Raw genomic sequence first — 22,462 nt, forward strand, 5'->3', positions numbered from 1 at the left:
TACGTTCCACCTCGCCGACCAGCATCAACCCGGTGCCATTGTCAGTGGCCGTAGCGTGCCGCCACTCTGGCGATGGCATCCTCGGGGGTCGGCGCGGGGCCGAAGACCTGCTCCTGGCGGGTGACGTCCGCAACGTATTTCCCGGTCTCGAACCACGCCACCATGCTTGCCATATCGCCCACCAACGGAAGGATTTTCGCAGTCACCTTGCCGAGTCCAGCGATGGCACCGGCGGGTATGGACATCACCTTGATCTGCTTGCCGGCCCGGCGTCCGGCAATTTCCGCGGCTTCGTGGATACTCAAGGGCCGACTCCAGCCGATATCGATGCGCTCTCCCTCAACAATGTTCGCGTCAACCGCCTCCGCAAGATAGGCGGCAACATCGCTGGCCAGGACGAATGTGAGCCTGGCATCTTTGGAACCGAGCCAGACGAAGCGGCCCTTAGCGAAGGGATCACCACCCATACCTACCGCCTGGTCAAAGAAGGCGCCTGGCCGGAGGGCCACAAAGGGAACGCCGAGCTCCTCGAATTTGTCCTCGGCCAGCTTCTTGTTCCAGAAATGGGGAATCTGGGGAGTTTGATCGCTGGTGACGATACTGATCAACACAAAACGCGGCACTCCGGCGTGTTTGGCCGCGACGGCCAGATTGCTGTTGCCGAAGGTGTCGATGGCCTTGGCGTTCTTGTCATTCCGCGTATATCCAGCCGCCGTCGATATTGCCGCGGAAACGCCGGTCATTGCGGTGATCAAAGAGGCGGCGTCCAACATGTCTCCGCGGGCGATCTCAACACCCTTGGCCTCAAGCTTGGCGGCATTGGACTTGGGCCGGACCAGGGCCCGAACTTTCTTTCCGCGCTTGAGCAGTTCGTCCACCACTTGTGCACCCAAGAAACCAGTGGCGCCAACAACAAGGACAGGCAGGTCTTCGGCCACTGTTTCTCCTCAGGGGTTTGTTCCTAGGGTCAGTGGTAGCACGAGGCCGGAGCTTGGGGCTAGGGGGCGTTTCAGCTTCACCCTAAAACTCAAATGGTGATGACAATCTTCCCGCGGGCTTTACCGGCGTCGAAATACCGCATGGCATCCGGGACCTGGGCCAGCGGATAACTTCGGTCTATTGCAGGGGTAATGGTTCCGGCTTCGAGGATGCCTGCAAGGTATTCCAGATCCGCCGCGGTTTGGGTGCCCACGATCATGGTGAGCCTCTGGCGGATGAAGGGAGAGAGCGCCACGGCCCGGAACTGGCGATCCAAGCTGCCCGTCCAGGACCCACCTTCCTCCCCACCGGTGATCACTGCTGTTCCCGAAGAAGTAAGCGCCCGGCGAAGACGGGAAACCGAAGGGTTTCCGGCTATGTCGATAATGACGTCATAGCGCTCGCTGCCAACAGCGAAGTCCCGCGAGGCGTAGTCGATGACATGGTCAGCGCCGAGTTCCCGAACCAAGTCCGCCTTGGCGGCACTGGCCACCCCGGTTACCTCGGCACCGGCCGCCTTGGCGATCTGCACCGCGTAACTGCCCACGCCGCCCGAGGCGCCAGTAATCAGGACCTTGATTTCCTTCGCTACGGGGCCTTTGCCCGGATCGATACCTCCCGCACGCAACGCGATCAAGGCCGTGCACGCGGACACAGGAACCGCGGCCGCTTGCTCGAAGCTGATCCCCGCCGGCTTGTGGGCGAGCTGGTTCTCGCGGGCAGCGGCGTACTCTGCGAATGTTCCCTTCCCTGACCCGAAAACCTGGTCGCCCACGGCAAACCGCGTGACTTTAGCCCCGACAGCCTCCACAGTGCCCGCGAGGTCGAGCCCGGGCACGGGGTTCCTTGGCGTGCGGAAGCCGTAAGCCAAACGCAACGCAAACGGCAAACCTGTGGTGACGTGCCACGTACCGCGATCGAGCCCGGCTGCCCGGACCTTCACCAGAACCTCGTTTTCCTTGATGGCCGGGCGAGGAACCTGCGCCTCGTGAAGCACATCGGCGGAGCCATACGCTTCCTGCACGATGGCCCTCACGTTTCCGGGCGACGCCTCTTCCTTGCGCGCTTCCTTGGACTGCTGATCAGTGGTCATGGGCCGGACCTTTCTTTTCGTACGCTGTACCAAACACGCTACCGTACACTGTACTAAACCGCTAGAGCCTGACACTCAACGCAAGGAGTCCATGTGCGCGCCCCAGCATCCCAGCGCCTGCCCCTCAGCAGGGAACGAGTACTGGAGTGCGCAGTTGCGCTCGCTGACGAATCCGGACTGGCGGCGCTGACCATCCGCACGCTGGCCCAGAGCATGGGAACCAAGCCCATGTCGCTCTACTACTACGTAGCCAACAAGGAAGAGATCCTTGATGGGATCGTGGATATGGTCTTCAGCGAAATCCAACCGCCGGAACCGGGGGGAGATTGGCGCGCGGAAATGCAGCAGAGGGCTCACGGAGTGCGATCAGCGCTCAGGCGCCACCCGTGGGCAGTCGGGCTGCTGGAAAGCCGGTCCGCACCGGGACCGGCCACACTCCGGCACCATGAAGCAACGCTGGCAACACTGAGGGAGGCAGGCTTCTCCGTCCAGTTGACGGCCCACGCCTACGCCCTGCTGGACAGCTACATCTACGGCTTCGCCCTTCAGGAAGCAGCACTCCCGTTCGAGGGCAGGGACACCGCGGCCGAGATCACCAACCCCATCCTGGAGCGCTTCGCCACAGGTGAGTATCCGCGCATGGTGGAGATCGCCGTCGAGCACGTCCTCAAACCCGGCTACGACTTTGGCGACGAGTTTGGGTTCGGCCTGGACCTGATCCTTGAAGGTCTCAACCGGCTGAAATCCGGCGGGGAATAAGTGCCTTTCGGCTGGAGGCGCGAGTCTCATTGAAGGCGCTCAGGCCAACGGGGTACGGTCAGGCATAGCTGACGACGCCGAATGAGGGAGCTGAGTTCATGGCCAGGATCGAGGACTATGCGATCATCGGAGACCTGAACACTGCCGCCTTGGTGGGTCGCAGCGGTTCCATCGACTGGATGTGCCTGCCGCGCTTCGACTCCCCCGCCTGCTTCGCCGCACTGCTGCACACCCCCGACGCCGGCCGCTGGCTGCTGGCGCCCGCCGGAACAGCGGACGGCGGCGACTGCACGCGTCGCCAATACCGTGAGGACACCCTCATCCTGGAAACGGAATGGGAAGTTGACGGCGGATCCGTGCGGGTCCTCGATTTCATGCCCGTCCGCGACGACGCCGTGGACCTGGTGCGGATCGTCGAAGGAGTGTCGGGCGAGGTCACCATGCAGATGGAACTGGTCCTGCGCTTTGATTACGGCCGGGTGGTGCCATGGGTCCGTCATGGCGAGCACGGCATCAGCGCGGTGGCCGGCCCCGACAGCGCCTACCTCACCACCCCCGCTCCCCTGGAGGGCCGGGACAAGCGCACCTTCAGCGAATTCACTGTCCGCGCGGGCGAACGCGTTCCCTTCGTGCTGCGCTGGGCTCCAAGCCACGAACGCGAGCCACGTCGAATCAATCCGATGCATGCACTGGAGGCGACGGAGTCGTTCTGGCTGGAATGGATCGGCCGCAGCGAGATGACGGGCAAATACAAAGAACCGGTGGAGCGGTCCCTCATCACCCTCAAGGCACTCACGTATGCGCCTACAGGCGGCATTGTGGCCGCCGCAACAACCTCCCTGCCCGAGCAAATCGGCGGGCCCCGCAACTGGGATTATCGGTATTGCTGGTTGCGCGACGCCACCTTGACCCTGCAATCACTGCTCGCCGCCGGCTACACGGAGGAGGCTGCCGCCTGGCGCGACTGGCTGCTGCGGGCAATTGCCGGCGACCCGTCGGAACTTCAGATTGTGTACGGTCTCGACGGCGCCCGGAGACTTCCGGAGGCAGACATTCCCTGGTTGTCGGGTTACGAAGGTTCACTGCCCGTCCGTACCGGAAATGCCGCTGCCCCGCAGCTTCAATTGGATGTGTGGGGCGAAGTCCTGGACGGGCTTTCGCTGACCCGGGCGGCATCCCCGGATGGCAGTGTGGATAGCTCCTGGGACATTCAAGTCGCTCTGATGGAGTTCCTCGAAGGGGCATGGGACCAGCCCGACAACGGGCTGTGGGAAATGCGCGGACCACGGCAGCACTTCACCCATTCCAAAGTGATGGCGTGGGTGGCTGCCGACCGAATGGTCAAAGCCGTCCGAACATCCGGCTTCCCAGGCCCTGCCGACAGGTGGGCTGCGCTCCGTAGCGAAATCCATGCAGATGTCATGGCCAAGGGCTTCGACGATGAACTCAACAGCTTCGTCCAGTCCTACGGCAGTAAGGAACTGGATGCGAGCCTGCTCCTGATTCCGCGCGTCGGCTTCCTGCCCCACCGGCATCCGCGGGTTATAGGAACTGTGGACGCCATCCAGAAAGGACTCACCGACGACGGACTGGCCCTCCGGTATCGCACCCAGTCCGGACATGACGGACTCCCGGGTGATGAAGGCGTGTTCCTGGCATGTTCGTTTTGGCTGGTGGATGCGCTGCTGGGAATCGGCCGCTCGGGTGAGGCTACCGAGCTATTCGAGCGCCTTCTTAGCTTGCGTAACGATGTGGGCCTGCTCAGTGAGGAATGGGATCCGCGGACGCAGCGGCACCTCGGCAACACCCCGCAGGCCTTCAGCCATTTCCCGTTGATTCACAGCGCCCTGCAACTTCACCAGGGCGAGGCCCACAGCAGCGACACCCCGCTTCACAAACCCAAGCATCCGGACAGCGCCAGTGGCTCTACCCTTCGGAATGATCCTCGCCTTCGGTAGCTGATGGTTCGCCCTTGTGGCTCGCTTCCTCCAAGTGCAGGTCCAGCTTACGTTCGGCTTCGCGTCGACGCTGACCTACGGTCCGCATCTGCTGCGTGGTGGGGTCACCTCGATCTTCCGACGCTGCGCCGATTGGCGCGGCGGGCTGCACCTGCTCTTGTTCGCCCATACCCCAATGGTCCCATCACCAGTTCGTCAGCGATAGCTAAAACTGCCGTTGCGAGGCCCGCTCTGCACCCTCTCCCGGCTCTTTGGGGCGCAGAGCGGGCCTCGCAACGTGTGCTTAGCGGCGGGTCTCGCCCGTGCCGGTTCCTTCTGTTTCGATGCGCTCCTTGCGGACTTCCTCGTCAATCTGGACCTCGTCAGTGACGGTGTCCTTTTCGAGGCGAACCCGCTCAACAGGAACGGTTTCCTTCTCCACAACGGGGCGTTCCTCATGGAGGGTGACCTCGTGCTCGCTCTCCGTCAGATCCGAACCGGACATGGCGTCACGCGAGTTGGCGTCCGTAATGGGCTCACGCTCCAGCCGGACTTCCTCACGCTGGACGGGGACGGTGGTGGTGACGTTTTCGGTGGTGATGTACTTGCGCAGCCGTGCTTGGCCGGTGGCTTGCCGTTCGGTGCCCACGTTCAGCCGCTCTTCCGAACGGGTCATGGCGTCGTCGCGGTTGGTGTCTGTATCCCGCGTGTAATTGGCGTCTGTGTCCACAGCATCCCTAGTGCCGGTAGTGCCCGCCGTCCCGACCGTGCCGGTAGTGGTGCCGGCATAGTCGCCATGGCCACTGAAGCTGTCCCTGCCCTCTAGTCCATAGTGGTTGTACAGGCGGCTCTCCTCGCCCGGATCCAGGTGCCCGTCTTCGGCCACACGCGGGGCATCCTTGACGTGGTCCTTGCTGAAGGGAACCACCACGTCGTCACCTTCCACCGTGGCGTCCTGCAGGGGGATGAACGATTCCGAACTGCCAAAAAGGCCGGTTTTGACGGTCACCCAGGTGGGCTCACCCGTGTCGTCGTCGGTGTAGAACGTGCCAATGGAGCCGACCTTGTCACCTTCGGTGGTGCGGACGTTTCCGTTGAGGCCCATCAAACGGTCAATGTTTTCCCTCGCGAGCATGATGTCTCCTTGGAATGCGGTTCTCTTACTGTGGGTTGCCAAGCGGGCTGCATCACCAGGCATGGTTTCCGGACGCCCGTACGGGGAGTGAATTCAACCCGTCGGCTTTAAGGAACACCAAATCATAAGCATGCTTAGTGTTTGCTTGGCAAGCCCCAATTGAAGAATCGGTGGCGCTTGCCACGCCCAGGATTTCACTGCGATGAGTACGGGTTCCGGAGGGAGATTCCGGACTAGCCTCAGCTTGCGCTGGACTTCACTGGCTCTAACTTCACAAGCGCTAGCTTGACCGACACCAGGGCGAAAAGAGCGTTCGACGGCGAGCTACCGTCGTCGTAGGCTTTCTGCAGCGCTTCGGAAGCTTGGGTGGGCGGCCCGTCCCGGGTAGCGTGAGCCGAGGACAGGTTGCGCCCCGCCGCGAGCGGACGATCCCAAGGAGTTGCCCCATGAGCAGATCCCACCGAGCGTCACAGCATGAACCGGACACCGCCGTCGAACTCAATCCCTTGTTCAGCAGGCCCGGAGAATCCAACATTTTCCCCCGTTTCACCCTGCCGGACGGCGAATCGTTGCCGGCCACGGCTTACCAGGTTGTCCACGACGAAGCGATGTTGGACGGCAATTCGCGGCTGAACCTGGCCACGTTCGTCGGGACATGGATGGAGACGGAAGCATCCAAGCTTTATGCCGAGACGTTCGACAAGAACATGATCGACAAGGACGAGTACCCGCAGACAGCACTGATCGAGACGCGCTGCTGGCGGATGCTCGCGGACCTGTGGAATGCGCCGGATCCCGAGAAGAGCATCGGCACCTCCACCATCGGGTCCTCCGAGGCCTGCATGCTTGGCGGCTTGGCCTTAAAGCGACGCTGGCAACATGACCGGCGCGCTGCCGGCAAGACCACGGAGAAGCCCAACCTCATCCTCAGCTCCGCCGTCCAGGTGTGCTGGGAGAAGTTCTGCAATTACTGGGACGTGGAGCCCCGGTTCGTCCCGGTCTCGGCCGAGCATCCCACATTGGACGGCCATGACTTGGACAAGTATGTGGACGAGAACACCATCGGCGTCGTCGCCATCCTGGGCGTCACCTACACCGGCAAGTACGAGCCGGTGGAGCTCATCTCCGAGGCCTTGGACGAGATTCAGGCACGTCGCGGACTGGACATCCCCATCCACGTGGACGGTGCTTCCGGAGCCATGGTGGCACCGTTCCTGCAACCCGAAACCGTGTGGGATTTCCGGCTCCCCCGCGTCGCTTCCATCAACACCTCCGGCCACAAGTACGGTCTGGTGTACCCGGGCCTGGGCTGGGTGGTGTGGCGGGACGCGGCGGCACTCCCCGAGGACTTGATCTTCCACGTCAGCTACCTCGGCGGGGATATGCCAACGTTTGCGCTGAACTTCTCACGGCCCGGCGCCCAGGTGTTGCTGCAGTACTACCTGTTTCTCCGCCTCGGCTTTGCCGGATACAGGTCTGTCCAAGCGACGTCCAGGGATGTGGCACTTTACCTCTCCAGCGAGATAGGGGCGATGGACGCGTTCACCCTCTGGAGCGACGGGTCGGATATCCCGGTGTTCGCGTGGCAGCTTAGCGACGGCCACACGGAGCATTGGGACCTTCACCACCTCTCGGAACGGCTCAGAATGAACGGCTGGCTGGTTCCGGCCTACCCGTTGCCCGATGGGTTGAGTGAGGTCACAGTCCAAAGGATCGTGGTCCGCAACGGTTTCACCCGGGACCTCGCCTCCAGCTTCCTGGCTGACCTGAAGAAGGAAGTGGACTACCTCGACAGCCTCACGGCGCCGATGCCCACGGACAAGCAGTCAGAAGGCTTTCACCACTAACTCCGGGAAAGGAACTTCCATATGTGTCGGCTCTTCGGGCTCCACGCCGGTCCACGGCCGGTGCGGGCCACCTTCTGGTTGTTGGATGCGCCGGACAGCCTCTCCGTGCAAAGCCGACGCGAGCCCGACGGCGCCGGCATAGGTACGTTTGATACGGCAGGCAGGGCGCACGTAGCCAAACAGCCTTTGGCGGCGTGGGAGGATCACGCTTTCGCCCGCGAAGCAAGGGACCTGAAGAGCACCACGTTCCTGGCCCATGTTCGGTACGCCAGCACCGGCGCGCTCACCATGGCCAATACGCACCCGTTCGAGCAGGACGGGCGGCTGTTCGCACACAACGGTGTTCTCCACGGCCTGGACCAACTCGATCAGCACCTCAACACGCTCGGCGTGATGGACCTGGTGCTGGGACAGTCGGACAGCGAACGCCTTTTCGCACTCATCACGGCGGAAACGCGCCTCGCCGGAGGGGACGTAGGGACCGGCATAGTGAAGGCCATCAACTGGGCCGCTCGGGAGCTCCCCGTTTTCAGCCTCAACTTCATCCTGACCACCGCAACGGACATGTGGGCGCTGAGATACCCGGCCACCCACGAGTTGTACGTGCTTGAACGGCAGGCCTCTGCATCTGCCCCGCTCGACGCCCGAAGTCATCGGATCCGTTCGAAGAGTACCGAGCTCTCCCGTTCTCCGCATGTCCTCTTCGCCACCGAACCCATGGACCCCAACCCTGGCTGGCGGCCCATGAAGTCCGGCGAGCTGGTTCATGTCGGTCCGGATCTCTCCGTAACCTCCACTGCGCCCTTCCCGGATGCTCCTGCGCGTCTGCTCACGCTCGCCGATCTTGAACCGACCGCGGCGGCGTCGCAACAGCCTTGACCGCCACTTCTGCAGTCCGTTCCCAACGCGACAAACGCACGACGGCGACCTGCCGCCGTCGTGCGTTTCCCCGCCAATACGCCTCGTCAGGTATGTCAGCCAGCGACTGGTGCCGCTTCCTTCCTGAGGAACACCGCAACGGCCACAGCAGCCGCGGCGCATATGGCCGCATTCACCCCGACCGCCACCGTGACGCCGTTGAGGACGGCGGGAGCGTCCGAGGCGCCGATAGCCACCAGCTGAGCGGTGAATACCGCGCTCATCACCGGGATCCCCATGGTGATGCCGATCTGCTGGCTCATTGTTGCCAGCCCGGTTGCCATGCCTTGATCTGCGTCGGGCAGCCCTGAAGTGGCGGTCACCATGAAGCCCACGATGACCACCAGGTTGGCGACGCCGCCAACGAATGTCGCCACAAGGAGGAGCCCGATGGACGCCGGATCCGAGCTGAGCAACACCAGCGCTCCGGTGGCCGCTGCCTGAACCACGAACCCGTACACAATTGCCTTTTTGCTGCCGACCCTCGCAATTACTTTGGGTCCGAGCATGCCGCCGAGCACCGTGCCCAAGCCCAGGACGGCGAAGGAAAGACCCGCACCGAGCGGCGTATAGCCAAGGACCTGCTGCAGGTACAGGGTTAGCAGGAACACCAGCGATGTCTCGGTAACGAAGGCCAGGACTCCGGCGACGTTGCCCCACGCCACGCTCGAACGCTTGAGGATGGCAAGAGGCACCAGCGGATGCAGCGCCCGGCTTTCAACCATGGCAAACACCGCAAAGAGGACGACGGCGGCCGCAAGCGCACCGAGCGTCAGAGGGTGGGTCCAGGAGTGTTCCGCGGCATGCGTGAGGCCGAAGACCAGTGCGAGCAGGCCAAGGGTGACCGTGATGGCGCCGGGAACGTCGAGCCGGACCTTGGACGATGGTCGGCTTTCGGCGAGTACAACGGGTGCGATGAGGAGAACTGCTACCGCAACGGGAACATTGATGAAGAACGCCCACCGCCAGCTCAGGAGCTCGGTCAGCAGCCCACCAAGGATTGCCCCCGTGGTGAATCCGGCAGCCATCAGGGACCCATTGAGCCCGAGTGCTTTGTCCCGAAGAGGGCCTTCCGGGAACGAAACCAGAAGCAGTGACAGGGCCGCCGGTACCACCATCGCCGTTGCGATTCCTTGGCCCACCCTTGCCAGCAGCAGCAACGCCGGTTCAGCGGCCAGGCCACCAGCCAGGGACGCAGCCCCGAGCAGCGCCATGCCGATCAGGAACATCCTCCGCCGACCCGCCAAGTCTGCCACTCGGCCGAACAGCAACGTGAAGCCAGCGGCGCACAGCGCAAAAGCCGTTGCGACCCATTGGAGGTTTTCCAGCGAGAAACCGACATCGGAGCCGATTGCGGGCAGTGCGACGTTGAGGATCGAGAAATCGACGGCCAGCGTGAAACTCGCTGCCAGGAGGACGATGAGCGCAAGCCGTTGTTTGGTGGTCATGCTTTGTGGGGCTTTGTTTTGTGCTGGCTCGATGTGGGGATGGCTGGCTCTATTGGTTGTTGGCATGCGTTTGGTTGTTGGCATGCGTTCAGCGTGACCGTCTTCGTGGGTGGCAACCACACCCCGCTGTGGGTACCACTGGCAGTGACAGGACAACCCCGGCAATTAGCTGAACAATGGGGGCATGGGTACACATAGCGAACTTGGGGAGTTCCTTCGCATCCGTCGGGCATCCTTGCAGCCCGAGGACGTGGGCGTTCTAAATTACGGCATCCGGCGCGTCCCTGGCCTGCGACGGGAGGAACTGGCCATGCTGGCCGGAGTCAGCACCACGTATTACACACGGCTGGAGCAGGGCCTGAGTACGAACGCCTCAGAAGCTGTCATCGATGCAATCGCTCGTGCCCTGAACCTCAGCAAAGACGAACGCGTGCATCTCTTCAACCTGGCTCGTCCGGGAAAGACGAAACGCCGCACGCCGGCAAAGCCGGACAAAGTGCGGCCGGGGACACTGCGGTTGATCCAGTCCATGCCCGGCACTCCGGCGGTGGTGCTGGGGCGCAGAAGTGAAGTGTTGGCGTGGAACGTCTTGGGACACCGGCTCGTTGCCGGCCACCTGGACTTCGCAGCGCCGGAGGCCCCCTCTACTCGTCCCAACATGACCCGGCTGTTGTTCCTCGACGATCACACACGGGAGCTGTACACGCGTTGGCCGGACGAGGCGAGAAGGGCGGTCGCGTCATTGCGCCTCGTCGCGGGAAAATCCGCCGATGACCAGGAACTGGCGTCCCTGGTTGGTGAGCTGACCTTGAAAAGCCCTGATTTTGCGAAGCTCTGGGCCCGGCACCCGGTGGAGAACTGCATGTCCGGTGTGAAATACCTGCACCATCCTGAAGTGGGATATCTGGAGTTGAACTTCGAGGTACTCACGCCGCCGGACGAATCGGGGCATCGGGTGCTCCTGTACGCCGCAGACCCGGGATCAGCGGCTGCGGAAGCCCTCCAGTTGCTTCAGGTTTCAGGTGACACCCTGAAAGTCCCTCGCGGTTTGGCGGAAATCGACTCGTAAGGCATGCGGCACTTTAGTAAGTATGCTTGCTTTCTTGTCGGGGGTGGTGTTTTGCTTGATTAACCAAAGGCACCAGGATTAGGAGCTGACATGGTCTACGAAAATGGTGCGGGCTCAAGCACTCCCGAAGCCCGTAGGGACGACGTCGTCAGAGCGGAAAAGGAACGCTTCGGCGGCATCAAATGGGGCTCGGCTTTCTTTGGCTGGCTGACGGCCATCGGGATGACGGTCCTGCTCAGCGCCTTAGCCACTGCCATCGGCGTGGGGGTAGGAGCAGCGAATCCATCCGGCGCCGAACAGGCGGCAGACCAGGCCCAGCAGAATGCGGAAACCTTGGGCATCGTCAGCGGAATTGTCCTCGCAGTGGTCTTGTTCCTGGCTTACTACTGCGGAGGGTACGTCGCTGGCCGCATGGCCCGTTTCGACGGAGCGAAACAGGGGCTCGCCGTGTGGCTGTGGGGCATCATCATCGCCATTATCGTGGCAGTCCTCGCGGCGGTGGCCGGGAGCCAGTTCAACATTCTCGACAATCTCAACGGCGCACCGCAGATTCCCGTCGACGGAAGCCTGATGACCACCAGCGGCATCATCGGTCTCGTCATCGCCCTGATCATCCCCCTCCTCGGCGCCATCGTGGGCGGCAAGGCCGGCATGCGCTTCCACCGAAAGGTCGATCAAGCGGGCATCGATCACCAAGACGGAGTCGTCTGATAGGCACCGCCTAAAGTTGGGGCGGGCACACGCGACACTGGCTCAAGGTCGTTTGAAACCGGGCTTCAAGCTTCGTTCTTCGATGGCTTCAAGCTCTTGGAACAGCGTGATCTGGAGACCTGCGGGTGCTTCGAGTCGCGAATTCAATGACTTCCATGGAGTTTCCCTGGGTTCAGCAATCAAGGTGCCCCCTGCTTCGACCAAGTCTCTAGTGGTTGCTGCGGAATCATCCACTTCGAAGGCTATGCGAATCTTGGCACTGGGCTGGCCATCGGCCTCTACTTGGTCGATCAGCCGCACCTGGGCGGGGTTGGAAATCTCCAGGGTAGCCCGGCCGGCTTCGAGGATAGTGACGCGCGCATCCCCCTCTCCTTCGAAAGCAGCCTGCTCGGTAAGGCCCAGGGCATCGCGGAAAAATGCCAACGCAGCTTCGTAGTCCTCAGCCTCCACGACGAGGCGCAACTGCCGGACCGGTGATTTTGGACTTGGATCAATAGTCATGTTTGTACGGTAGGTCCTGAAGCCCCGATCTTTCGACAACCTGAGCCGTGGACTGACTTTTTCCACATAGCGTCAATGAGGGCTGATAGATGTGGCGCCATCCTGACAGGGTTGAGTTATGGAAGGCATAGGGCAGGTTTTGGCGCGGCGGACGGGTCCGTCCGACGCCAGTGAGATGCCCACGCGCGTCTCGCCCTCCCCGCTCGACACGTTTTCCCCGCTTCCAACGCGTGAGCTCCCGACGACGGCAGGCACCGACGCGGAAACCTCACTGGTTCCTGAGCTACTTCTTGGACTCGCGTCGGCGCCCGATGCCCGGGAAGCTGCGCCTCCAGGGTCCCGCGAATGTTCCATGCCCGAAAATGCGGCGCGCGAGGAGGAGGCGCCCCAGCAGTTGCCCTCGCCCAGGGCCTCCGCCCCCGAGCAGGCGCCGGAGCCACTGCGGCCGGAGTTGCTGCGGCCGAAATCCTCGGCGCCGGGTTTGCCAGTACTGGAAGCGGCGCTCCATGAGTGTGCAGCCGCAGCGGATGCGTTGCGATCAATGGGGGCCGATGAGGCGCGGTTGTTTGGTTTTGTTGCGGCTGCCGATTTCGCGGGCAGGGTCGAGGAGATCTCCCGGTCGTTGGAGTACTTGCAGGTCGTCGCCGCGCAGGCGGTGGAACGGACCCGGAAAGAAGCACAGCAAGCGTCGCCGGGGGCGTCCGCGTTCGGGGCCGGGCCGGGATGGCGGACTGGGTGGACTGAACCAGAGACAGCATCCGACGTCGGGCCAGGATCCGACGTGGGGCCAGGATCCGGTGTGGCATCAGCTGCCGCTGGAGCACGCTCCATAAGCGCAGGAGCTTCCGTGCGCGGGGCAGGTTCCGTGACCGGTCCAGGGCCAGTAACTGAGGCCGCCGGCTCAGTGAGCCCTTTGGATGACGGGTACCGGAACGCCGCGGAGTTCCTTCGGGCCCGGTTGCGGATCAGCATCGGGGAAGCCCGGCGCAGGCTCGCCCTCGCGGCCGATGTCCTGCCCCAGACGGGAATGGCCGGGCAACAGATCCCGGCCCGGCGCGAAGTGCTGGCCGACGCCCTCTCCTCAGCCCTGGTACCGTCCCGGTCCGCGACGATCATCAGCACCGCCCTGGACACCGTCCGGCAACTCACCGATGAGGACACCATCACCCGGATGGAACACGCCCTCACCACCACCGCGATGGAATCCGACCCGGACTTCGTCGCCAAAATGACCAAACGCTGGACCGACGTCATCGACCAGGACGGTGCCGAACCGTCCGAGGAAGTTCTCCGCCAACTCCAAGGCGCATTCCTCCGCCGCCGACGCCGCCACGGACTCCACCACCTCGAAATCTTCGCCACCGCCGAACAATACGAAACCCTCACCACCGCCATGAACACCGCCACCAACCCACGACTCACCACCGGCAACAATCCCACCGATGACAAGCCCAGCGGACCGGACCTGGACCGCCGCAGCCGGGCCCAGAAACTCCTCAACGGCCTCGTCGGAGCCTGCGCCCTGGCGATGACCACCGGGAAACTGCCCTCCAACGGCGGCCTCCGACCCCAACTCACCGTCACCATCGACCACCGCGACCTCTTCGAACAAGTCACCCACAACTCACGACCTAGCGACCACGGCAACACCGGAGCGGCCCTGAATCCGCTCAGCACCGGCACAGCGACCTTCACCGGCCCCATCCACCCGAACACCATCCGCAAAATCGCCTGCGACGCCGACATCATCCCCGTCCTACTCGGAACCGACTCCCGCGTCCTGGACATCGGCCGCACCACCCGGATCTTCCCACCCCACATCCGCAAAGCCATCACCGCCCGCGACGGCGGCTGCGCCTTCCCCGACTGCACCATCCCCGCACCCTGGTGCGAAGCCCACCACACCACCTACTGGTCCCACGGCGGCACCACATCAACCAACAACGGCACCCTGCTCTGCAGCCACCACCACCACCTCATCCACAAAGAACAATGGCGCATCGACATCACCACCGGAGTCCCCTGGTTCATCCCCCCACCCCACCTCGACCCCCAACAAACACCACGACGCAACCACCACCACACACCCCAGAGAACATAAGGTGGTGTAGCCCGGCTGACGTGAGTCGGGGTGCGAGTGTCCGCGCCCAGACCTACCGCGAAGTCGGCCAGCCTGTGTACGACTCAGCCAGATACGCCTTGGCGTGCTCAGATGTGACAACGGAGTGAAGCTCGCCAAGCTGTCGGGCGCGATCGAAGTCGTCGGCTCCAGGAACGGTGTGCAGCATGGAGGTCATCCAGTAAGAGAAGTGCTGGGCCTTCCACACACGGTCCAGGGCGCGCTCGCTGTAGGAATCGAGCAGCGCAGTTGAACCGTTCGAGTAGAACGAATCGAGGCCTTCGAAGAGCACCTTGACGTCGTGGATGGCCAGATTGAGGCCCTTGGCGCCGGTGGGTGGGACGGTGTGCGCAGCGTCGCCCGCGAGGAAAAGGTTGCCGTGACGCATGGGTGTGTGCACGAAGCTGCGGAAAGGCAGGACCATCTTTTCCAGGACGGGTCCTTCCTTGAGCTCAAAGCCGTTGCCGTTGACGCGCTTGCGGAACTCGGACCAGATGCGTTCGTCGTCCCAGTCGGCAACGTTTTCCTTGGGGTCGCACTGGAAGTACATGCGCTGGACAGTTTCGGTGCGCTGGCTGATCAAGGCGAAGCCGTTTGCAGAGTTGGCATAGATGAGCTCGTCGGCGCTGCGGGGGGCCTCAGCGAGGATTCCGAACCATGCGAACGGATACTCGTGGAAGTACCACTTGCGGTTTGCTTCGGGGATCTGGAAGCGGCAGTGGCTGCGCGACCCATCGGCACCCACCAGGAAGTCGGCCTGGATTTCGAAATCCTGACCGTCGGCGTCGGTGAACCAGACTTTCGGCTTGCCTTCGAGGTCGTGAACAGTGGTGTCGGTGACGCTGTATCGGACGTCGCCGTCGTCGGCCTCGCGCCTCGCGGCGAGGTCCATGAACACGTCCGTCTGCGGGTACAACCACACGGACTCACCCACGAGTTCCTTGAAATTGATGCGATGGCTCTCACCGTTGAAGCGCAGTTCAATGCCGTCGTGCCGGTCACCTTCGCGCAATACCCGGTCCGAAACGCCGGAATCGACCAGCAGGTTAACGGTGCCGTGCTCGAGAATTCCAGCGCGGACAGTCTCCTGAATTTCCTTGCGGCTGCGGATCTCCACCACCACGGATTCGATGCCCTGCTTGGCCAGCAAGTGCGAGAGCATGAGGCCCGCGGGACCTGCGCCCATGATGGCGACTTGGGTGGTGATTGGTGTACGTGCCATGGTTTTCCTCGCTTCGTTGCGGATCCCGGCTTACTCGGAAGCGGGATGAGTCTGGAATCAGTGTGGCCCGCATGGCGTGATTGGCGTTACAACAATTCCGTTGAACGGAAGGGAGGCTAGTCCCCCAATTGGCGGCCGATCCCCCGGGCCGCAGTTTGGAGCGCGGGCACCAGAGCCTGCAGCCGCATCTCCGCAAGGGGCACCACTACTCCGAGCGCGGCCACGGTTCGACGCTTGGCATCGATCACCGGCACGGCAATGCCCCACGTGTCCGGATCCACCACGCCAGCCAGTTGCGCGTACCCCTGCTGGGCTGCTTCGGCCAGGAAATGACGCACGACGTCGGCGCTCACCTTTCCAGCCGGATCTGCGAACTGCTCGAGGTACTCCGCCTGCAGTTCACGCGGCTGGTGGGACATCAAGGCAAGACCCGCAGAGGAAATGTGGACCGGCATCCGCCCGGCGATACGTGCCCGGTTGGCTACCGACCCCCGCCGGGAAAGCCGCTCCACAAAAAGCGCTTCCCATCCGTCAAGCACAGCCAGATTCACGTTCTGGCTGAGGACTTGCTGAATGTCTTCCATGAAGGGCATGGCTGCCTGTCGCAGAGCCAGCGTGGGCGAATTTCGGTTGACGAGCTCCCACAAACGCAGTCCCAGGCGAACAGTCCCGCCGGCACCAAGATCCAGCAGTCCATGCTCGGAAAGTTGCCGGACCAACCGATGAGCTGACGACAGCGGGAGTCCGGCGCGGTCGGCCAGTTCGCTCAATTGAAGGGAGGTCACCCCTTCCGGGAAAGCTTCCATGACCCGCACAACACGGTCCACCACGGAATCGCCGGATGCTGAGTTGGCCACATGGACTCCTGGTTTATCGGTCAGTGTTCTGGGTCACAGCTCTCGGGCACGCCTGACCACTGCTACTTGGTCACTCAATGACATGTACCCTTGGGTCGTTTTCCATTCAATGGTAGAACGTGTGCCAGGCAACATGATGCGGTGATACAACTCTCATGACTGACCGAACGTTCTGTGGTCGGCACCAATCACCAAGAAGTACCGAGGACGCTATGCCAACGATGTCATCTGCCCGCCGCTCCCAATGGCCTGTCTGGCTCTGTTGACTGGCCATGGTCCTGGACGGCTTCGACTTGGTGGTCCTGGGCACCGTCATCCCGACACTCATCAAGACCGGCGAGCTAGGCTTCGACGCAGTCGGAGCCACTTTCGCCGCCACCATCTCCTTGGTGGGCGTGGGCCTTGGCGCTCTCTTCATCGCCCCGCTCTCAGACAAGTTCGGACGCCGTAAACTGCTGATCGCCTGCGTCGCAAGCTTCTCGCTGTTCACCATCGGAGTTGCCCTCGCCCCGAACGTCGCCGTGTTCTCGCTGCTTCGCATGCTGGCCGGGCTCGGCTTGGGCGCCTGCCTCCCCGCCGCCCTGGCCTATATCAACGACTACGCTCCAGCCGGGTCCGCCGGCAAGTCCACCACCCGGACGATGACCGGGTACCACGTTGGTGCTGTAGCAACGGCACTCTTGGCCATTTTCATCGTTCCGAACTGGCGACTCATGTTTATCATCGGAGGCGTAGCCGGCCTGCTTCTCCTGCCCTTCCTGTGGGTCAAGCTGCCGGAATCGCTCCCCGAAGCAGCCTCCGCCAAGATCGGCCCGGCCAAGTCCGGTCCGGCTAAGACCAGCGAACTGAAGGCGAGTGAACCCGCGAACACAACAACCGCCGTCGAGCATTCAACGGGCACAAAGCCAAAGACCGGCTTCCGCGACCTCCTGCAGAAGCCCTATCCCATGGTTGCCGTGGGCATTGGCATCGCTTCGTTCATGGGGCTGCTGCTGGTTTACGGCCTGAACACGTGGCTGCCGCAGCTGATGGCGGCCGCCGGATACCCCGTGAGCACTGGCCTGACGTTGCTGCTTGTCCTAAACCTCGGTGCCGTCGCGGGCCTGTTCGTTGCCGGAATCCTGGCCGACAAACATGGGACAAAGAAGATCGTGCTGATGTGGTTCGGGTTGTCCGCGGTGTTCCTGGCAATTTTGAGCGTCAAGATCCCGAATGAGTTCCTCCTCAACGCTGCCGTGTTTGTCACCGGCGTTTTTGTCTTCAGCTCGCAGGTGCTGGTCTACGCCTGGATCAGCCAGCTGTTCCCACCCCGGCTCCGCGGAACCGCGCTGGGATTCGCCGCAGGAGTGGGCCGGCTCGGCGCGATCGTTGGACCTGCAGTTACGGGAACCCTGGTCGCTGCGAACATTGCCTACCCTGCCGGTTTCTACGTGTTCGCTGCCGCCGGCGTGTTGGCCGTGGCCGCGCTGTTCCTCGTGCCGCATGAGGTCCGGACCGCCGACACCGGCGTCCTGGCTGAGCGCTGAACGGCGCCTTGAGCGCTAAAAGCTAGTCCGGGGCGTGGAGCAGAGCGATTCCCGCGCCTTCCCCAGCAACTGCGGTCCCGCAGCAAAACAGCGGTCCGTCGAGTTTTGAAGCGCCGTGAACGCCTGAACGGCGGAATCAAAGTGGTCTTCGCGGATCATCATTTCCATGGCTCGGCACTGGCCCTCTGTTTCCAGGGCGCCAACCATGCCCGAGGCGATCTTGAGGCTCAGGATGGCGTCCATGCTCGCGTTGACGTCGTGCGTGCACAGGCCGCTGGAGATACTGCGAATCCGGTCAGGCAGCATGGACAGGTAAGTAGAGAGAAAGCGGAGCACTGGCGTGGAATCTCCCAACTCGTCAGCCAAGGCCTGTAGCCTGCACGGTTCCAGGGTCATCGCCGCCGGCGTGGGGACTGGATCCTCACTCACCGCTTGCTGCCTGAGCTGCTGCGGCGTCTTCCGGCGCTGACTTGGTGGGCTCTTTAGTCCAGATGGAGGCGAGCATTCCGATGACCAGGATGGCAGGTGCGCCGTACATGAGGGTGTTCATGACGATCGGTTCGCGGAGGGCGCGGATGGCGTTGCCGACGTACGGGATGGTGGCGATCTGCTTGTCCACGGTTTTGCCTTGGAGGGTGGCGATCCAGGGGTCGATGCCGTTATTGGCGTCGCCCTTGGTTTGCACCGCGACACCGCCGTCTGCGGTGGTGGTGATCTCTGTAATGCGGTGGGTTTCCACACGCTGGTCTTCGACGGGGATGTGATAGGTGATGACGTCGCCTACTTTGATGTCCGCGACGGGCGTGGGGACGGTCACGACGACGTCTCCCGGGTTGATAAGCGGGGCCATGGACCCGGTCAGCATGGTTGAGGTCTGGTAACCGAAGACCCGCGGCCCGATGGCCAGGAAGAGGAACACCATGGCAGCAAGGACCAGCATGCCCACACCGATTCCCTTAACCACCTTGCCGGCAACCCGTCGAAGAGCACTCGGCTTGAAGCTGACCGTAGTTGCGGCGGCAGGTTCCGGGGGAATCACGACGGCGTTGGGCCGGGTCGCGGAGGCGGACGTCACCGCGGTATCCGCCTCAGAAACTGGTGCTGCGGTTTCAATGGCCTGCGCGGCGGAACGCCGGCCCTGGACTGCGGGTTCGTTGATGCTGGTGATGGTGCTCATTGCCTGGCGTTCCTTTCGTTGTTCGGTAGGGCTTTACCGGCGGACCTGATCGGGCAGGGGGGCGCCCGACCAGGCCCGGCGGGGCAGGTGTGTTGCTGTGTCTATTTGGTGGTTTCGGTGCGTTGGGTGCCGGTGAAGGCGAAGGCGATGGTGGAGGTGGCGCCTTGGAAGTCGTTGTTCGCGGTGGTGGGGAACGCGGTGGTGACTTTGAGGTTGTCGGTCTTGGCCGAGATCAGGGAGGTGAGGTTGTTCAGGACCTTGTTCGCGGCGATCACCGGTGAAGAGGCCACCACGGTGGTTTTGGTGCCGGTGCAGTTGTAAGGGGCTGCGGCGCCGGTCCAGGCTACGGAGCAGTTTTCGATGGTCAGCTGCAGGCCGTTGGTGACATCGGTGGTGAGCAGGGACGCGGTGGTCCCGGCGGAGGTGGTGAGGGTGACGTTGTTCAGGTCCGAGTTGCCGGTGTTGGCCAGGGTGACGAGCTTTTCGACTTTGTCGCCGGGGAGCAGGCCTGCGACGGGGACGTTGAGGGTGTTGGCCGGGCCGGGTGTTCCGAGGGCGATGGTGACGGTGCCGGCGGTGACTGCCTGGGAGGCGGAGGTGGAGGAGGTGAAGGCGCCGTAGGTGCCCATGCCTGCCACTGCGGCTGCGGTGCCGACCAGCGCGACGGACGCGAGGATCTTACCGGAGGTGGTCTTGAGGCTGATGGCCATCTGAGTATGGTCCTTTCGGGAGGCCACCGTGGTCCGGCCGGCCGTTCGTTTTCCAGCCTCTCTGGCTGACAAGAACTACTGTGCAGGGCCCGGATCAAGAACAAATCCTGCTCTTCCTCAGGAAATCATCAAGACTTTCAGCAGCCACACAGACCTCATGTGCAACACTTCTTGATGCACGCGAACGGCTGATGGGAGGGCACGACGAATGCCAATGTGGTTGCAGGCCTTGATGTGGGGAACTCTGGCCGGCGGTGCGCTGGTCCTCGGGGCGGGTATCGCATGGGTATGGAAAGTGCCGCCCAAAATCGTGTCCACAGTGATGGCCTTCGGCGCCGGGGTATTGATCTCTGCCTTGGCTTTCGAACTGGTGGACGAAGCCGTGGAAGGCGGCGGGCTGCTCCCCACGGTCCTGGGCTTCCTCCTGGGCGCACTGATCTTTGTGGGCTCCAATGCCCTGCTTGCCCGCGCGGGAGCCAAGCATCGCAAGCGCTCCGGCGGAGCTCAGCCCTCAGAAAAGGACTCTCCTGGAAGCGGCACTGCCATCGCAGTAGGTGCACTTATTGACGGCATTCCGGAATCAGTGGTTCTGGGGGTCGGCCTCCTCGCCGGAGGAGCAGTTAGTCCGGCCATGCTCGCCGCAGTCTTCATTTCGAATGTTCCGGAGGGCCTGTCCAGCACAGCAGGAATGAAGAAGGCCGGACGCAGCCCCGCATACGTCTTTGGCACGTGGGCCGGCATCGCGGTGTTCAGCGGGCTTGCCGCACTCCTGGGGTACACCGCTCTGGAAAACGCTCCGGAGACCGTCATCGCGTTCATCACCGCCATCGCTGCGGGCGGAATCCTGGCCATGCTTGCCGACACCATGATTCCCGAGGCCTTTGAGGAGCACCACAACCTGACAGGACTGACGGCCGCCGTCGGATTCCTGAGCGCCTTTACAATTCACCACGTCGGCGGCTGAGCTGTCCGAAAGAGGCAGCCGGACGAGCGAACTGTCGCGGGCCAAGTCCCGCGCAACTAGGGCAGCAGCCCAATCACGGGCAAGGCAACTGCCGTCGAGACGGCCATGGCCGCTGTATTGCCGATGACCGGATGGAAACCGGCCGGCAACCGCGCGGAAATCGCCCTGGCCAGAGGCGGCGCGAGGACCGCACCCACCACGGCGCCGCCCACCATTCCCGTCCAGGAGCCGCCATACGCGAGGACTGCCGCAGGAGCCACTGACACCACGGACGCGTAGGTGGCCGCCCACCCGCCGTCGCGGTACCAGCCCCGCCACAGCGTGACGCCGATGGCCGAGGTCAACGCTTGGGCAAACAGTATGTGAGGGAGCAGGCCCGTCCCGTACGACGGCAGCGCCGGGTTCAGGACAAATGCCGCCGCCACAGCCAGGATCACACAGGCGGCGGCGAGCTCGTTGGCGAAAAAATGCGTTTCAGTGAAGTCCTTGAGCACCCTGCGCGCGGCCCAGGCGGCGTCGCCAGCCAAGTTTCGGTTGAAGCTCGACGGCGGCAACTCCGGTTGCGTAGCCGGTCGCGGCTCCCGAAGGACAAGCCACGGCATCCGCCGGGCGGCCAGGAACGAGATGACCGAACCCACCGACATTGCGAGGACACCCCCAACCACGGGGGGCAGGCCGAGCGGTTCTGAGACGGTAACTATGAACAACAACGCCAAGGGTGTGGTGGTGGCCGCCCCAAGGACCGCGCCGGTGATGCAGGTCCGCCAACCCGCTCCGTACATCAGGACCAGGGCGGGTGCGACGCAAACGAAAGGCACGAACGTTGGCTGCCATCCGTCGTCCAGCATCCAGCCGAACACCAGGTTGGACAGAATCAAACTCATGGACGCGGATACCAGGACCCAAGGCCAAAGGCCCGTCCCATAGCCAAGCGAGCCCGCCCATTTCGCACCTCGTCGGCCAACCCACCACGCGACCGCGGCGCCCGCGAGTAGCCCGAGCGCTGCGAGATCGGACTTGTAGAACAGTGGCTCTGTCATGTCGCCCAGGAACCAGCGCACGGCGCCCAACGGGGTGTCAACGGCGTCTTGCGGCCATGCCGCGTAGCCAGCACCAATCCGCGGCGAATGCTGCGCCAGCGTGTGGAGGAGAAGCGCCAATACACCGACGACGGCCACCATTCCGAAGGCTCCCAAGGCGGTGCCGGCGGCGCTGTGTTCGACGCTGGGTTCGGGCGAAGGTTTGGGCGAACTTCCCGTCTGCGGGATAGCGTGGTCAGCTGCAAAAGAGTGCGTCATTGGTGGCCCCATGCGTGCGGAGTGGCGTGGCTTTGAGCAGCGTAACCGACCCTTGGATGTCGTCTGCAGTCGTCCAGCTACGGGAGAATTGTGACCGACGGGCTGGTGCACGCCGGGATCTGACCAGTGACCGCATTGCGGGCCACTCGTCGTCGAGCCCTCAAGCACGCGCTTACCCGTACCGGGTGAATCC

At 63.1% G+C, this 22,462-nt stretch carries 21 protein-coding genes; 9 read left to right on the top strand and 12 right to left on the bottom strand.

Features of this window, described 5'->3' with window-relative positions; translation table 11 throughout:
- Positions 1–41: 41 nt before the first annotated feature.
- Together KCX59_RS21045 and KCX59_RS21050 are read right to left on the bottom strand one after the other, a co-directional pair.
- The gene (locus KCX59_RS21045; RefSeq protein ID WP_178993769.1) at positions 42–938 is read right to left on the bottom strand and encodes an SDR family oxidoreductase; all 897 of its coding nucleotides are present in this window, start codon (positions 936–938) and stop codon (positions 42–44) included.
- A gap of 89 nt (positions 939–1,027) precedes the next feature.
- Positions 1,028–2,071 carry an NAD(P)-dependent alcohol dehydrogenase gene (locus tag KCX59_RS21050; RefSeq protein WP_179016777.1) on the bottom strand — a complete coding sequence of 348 codons (1,044 nt, stop codon included), beginning with the start codon at positions 2,069–2,071 and terminating at the stop codon, positions 1,028–1,030.
- A 93-nt stretch (positions 2,072–2,164) separates the two neighbouring features.
- On the opposite strand from KCX59_RS21050, the gene KCX59_RS21055 reads away from it, so the two are divergent.
- Positions 2,165–2,830 carry a TetR/AcrR family transcriptional regulator gene (locus KCX59_RS21055; protein WP_179016776.1) on the top strand — a complete coding sequence of 222 codons (666 nt, stop codon included), beginning with the start codon at positions 2,165–2,167 and terminating at the stop codon, positions 2,828–2,830.
- Positions 2,831–2,928: 98 nt separating this feature from the next.
- Positions 2,929–4,788: a glycoside hydrolase family 15 protein gene (locus tag KCX59_RS21060; protein ID WP_179016775.1), complete on the top strand. Its 1,860-nt coding sequence runs from the start codon at positions 2,929–2,931 to the stop codon at positions 4,786–4,788.
- On the opposite strand, the gene KCX59_RS21065 is transcribed toward KCX59_RS21060, so the two are convergent.
- On the bottom strand, positions 4,757–4,957 hold the full coding sequence (locus KCX59_RS21065) for a hypothetical protein (RefSeq protein WP_178993775.1): 201 nt from the start codon (positions 4,955–4,957) through the stop codon (positions 4,757–4,759). The two genes, KCX59_RS21060 and KCX59_RS21065, sit on opposite strands and share 32 nt — an antisense overlap.
- A gap of 114 nt (positions 4,958–5,071) precedes the next feature.
- Positions 5,072–5,902, bottom strand: a complete 831-nt coding sequence (locus KCX59_RS21070) for a PRC and DUF2382 domain-containing protein (protein WP_178993777.1) — start codon at positions 5,900–5,902, stop codon at positions 5,072–5,074.
- A gap of 446 nt (positions 5,903–6,348) precedes the next feature.
- Here KCX59_RS21070 and KCX59_RS21075 point away from each other — a divergent pair, with 446 nt between their 5' ends.
- Together KCX59_RS21075 and KCX59_RS21080 are read left to right on the top strand one after the other, a co-directional pair.
- Positions 6,349–7,749, top strand: a complete 1,401-nt coding sequence (locus KCX59_RS21075; RefSeq protein WP_179016774.1) for a glutamate decarboxylase — start codon at positions 6,349–6,351, stop codon at positions 7,747–7,749.
- A gap of 21 nt (positions 7,750–7,770) precedes the next feature.
- The gene (locus tag KCX59_RS21080) at positions 7,771–8,628 is read left to right on the top strand and encodes a class II glutamine amidotransferase (protein WP_179016773.1); all 858 of its coding nucleotides are present in this window, start codon (positions 7,771–7,773) and stop codon (positions 8,626–8,628) included.
- Between the two features lie 95 nt (positions 8,629–8,723).
- Here KCX59_RS21080 and KCX59_RS21085 read toward each other — a convergent pair whose 3' ends face one another.
- Positions 8,724–10,115 carry an MFS transporter gene (locus tag KCX59_RS21085; protein ID WP_179016772.1) on the bottom strand — a complete coding sequence of 464 codons (1,392 nt, stop codon included), beginning with the start codon at positions 10,113–10,115 and terminating at the stop codon, positions 8,724–8,726.
- Positions 10,116–10,299: 184 nt separating this feature from the next.
- Here KCX59_RS21085 and KCX59_RS21090 point away from each other — a divergent pair, with 184 nt between their 5' ends.
- Both KCX59_RS21090 and KCX59_RS21095 read left to right on the top strand, forming a co-directional pair.
- Positions 10,300–11,184, top strand: coding sequence for a helix-turn-helix domain-containing protein (locus KCX59_RS21090; RefSeq protein ID WP_179016771.1), 885 nt, complete (start codon positions 10,300–10,302; stop codon positions 11,182–11,184).
- Between the two features lie 90 nt (positions 11,185–11,274).
- Entirely contained in the window at positions 11,275–11,895 is a 621-nt protein-coding gene (locus tag KCX59_RS21095) for a hypothetical protein (RefSeq protein WP_091463864.1), read from the top strand.
- Between the two features lie 42 nt (positions 11,896–11,937).
- Here KCX59_RS21095 and KCX59_RS21100 read toward each other — a convergent pair whose 3' ends face one another.
- Positions 11,938–12,396 carry a VOC family protein gene (locus KCX59_RS21100; RefSeq protein ID WP_179016770.1) on the bottom strand — a complete coding sequence of 153 codons (459 nt, stop codon included), beginning with the start codon at positions 12,394–12,396 and terminating at the stop codon, positions 11,938–11,940.
- 118 nt (positions 12,397–12,514) lie between these two features.
- Between KCX59_RS21100 and KCX59_RS21105 the strand changes: the two genes are divergently transcribed.
- Positions 12,515–14,497: a DUF222 domain-containing protein gene (locus KCX59_RS21105; RefSeq protein ID WP_434122542.1), complete on the top strand. Its 1,983-nt coding sequence runs from the start codon at positions 12,515–12,517 to the stop codon at positions 14,495–14,497.
- Between the two features lie 52 nt (positions 14,498–14,549).
- On the opposite strand, the gene KCX59_RS21110 is transcribed toward KCX59_RS21105, so the two are convergent.
- Together KCX59_RS21110 and KCX59_RS21115 are read right to left on the bottom strand one after the other, a co-directional pair.
- On the bottom strand, positions 14,550–15,737 hold the full coding sequence (locus KCX59_RS21110) for a 4-hydroxybenzoate 3-monooxygenase (protein WP_178996578.1): 1,188 nt from the start codon (positions 15,735–15,737) through the stop codon (positions 14,550–14,552).
- 116 nt (positions 15,738–15,853) lie between these two features.
- Positions 15,854–16,594: an IclR family transcriptional regulator gene (locus KCX59_RS21115; protein WP_179017863.1), complete on the bottom strand. Its 741-nt coding sequence runs from the start codon at positions 16,592–16,594 to the stop codon at positions 15,854–15,856.
- A 272-nt stretch (positions 16,595–16,866) separates the two neighbouring features.
- Between KCX59_RS21115 and KCX59_RS21120 the strand changes: the two genes are divergently transcribed.
- The gene (locus tag KCX59_RS21120) at positions 16,867–18,120 is read left to right on the top strand and encodes an MFS transporter (RefSeq protein WP_179017862.1); all 1,254 of its coding nucleotides are present in this window, start codon (positions 16,867–16,869) and stop codon (positions 18,118–18,120) included.
- A gap of 15 nt (positions 18,121–18,135) precedes the next feature.
- Here the strand turns inward: KCX59_RS21120 and KCX59_RS21125 are convergent, their stop codons facing one another.
- The 3 genes from KCX59_RS21125 to KCX59_RS21135 all read right to left on the bottom strand — a co-directional run bounded on the left by KCX59_RS21125 (position 18,136) and on the right by KCX59_RS21135 (position 20,007).
- Positions 18,136–18,549, bottom strand: a complete 414-nt coding sequence (locus KCX59_RS21125) for an Hpt domain-containing protein (RefSeq protein ID WP_179017861.1) — start codon at positions 18,547–18,549, stop codon at positions 18,136–18,138.
- Complete coding sequence (locus KCX59_RS21130) at positions 18,542–19,297, bottom strand: signal peptidase I (protein ID WP_178996570.1); 756 nt, start codon at positions 19,295–19,297, stop codon at positions 18,542–18,544. Before KCX59_RS21130 ends, KCX59_RS21125 begins: the two co-directional genes overlap by 8 nt.
- A gap of 101 nt (positions 19,298–19,398) precedes the next feature.
- Positions 19,399–20,007, bottom strand: a complete 609-nt coding sequence (locus tag KCX59_RS21135; RefSeq protein ID WP_434122543.1) for a TasA family protein — start codon at positions 20,005–20,007, stop codon at positions 19,399–19,401.
- Positions 20,008–20,215: 208 nt separating this feature from the next.
- Here KCX59_RS21135 and KCX59_RS21140 point away from each other — a divergent pair, with 208 nt between their 5' ends.
- Positions 20,216–20,971 carry a ZIP family metal transporter gene (locus KCX59_RS21140; RefSeq protein WP_178993995.1) on the top strand — a complete coding sequence of 252 codons (756 nt, stop codon included), beginning with the start codon at positions 20,216–20,218 and terminating at the stop codon, positions 20,969–20,971.
- 56 nt (positions 20,972–21,027) lie between these two features.
- Here the strand turns inward: KCX59_RS21140 and KCX59_RS21145 are convergent, their stop codons facing one another.
- Positions 21,028–22,269: a hypothetical protein gene (locus KCX59_RS21145; protein WP_179017379.1), complete on the bottom strand. Its 1,242-nt coding sequence runs from the start codon at positions 22,267–22,269 to the stop codon at positions 21,028–21,030.
- Between the last annotated feature and the right edge of the window lie 193 nt (positions 22,270–22,462).

The organism is Paenarthrobacter nitroguajacolicus (assembly GCF_051027655.1).
In the GTDB taxonomy this organism is placed as follows: Bacteria; Actinomycetota; Actinomycetes; order Actinomycetales; family Micrococcaceae; genus Arthrobacter; species Arthrobacter nitroguajacolicus.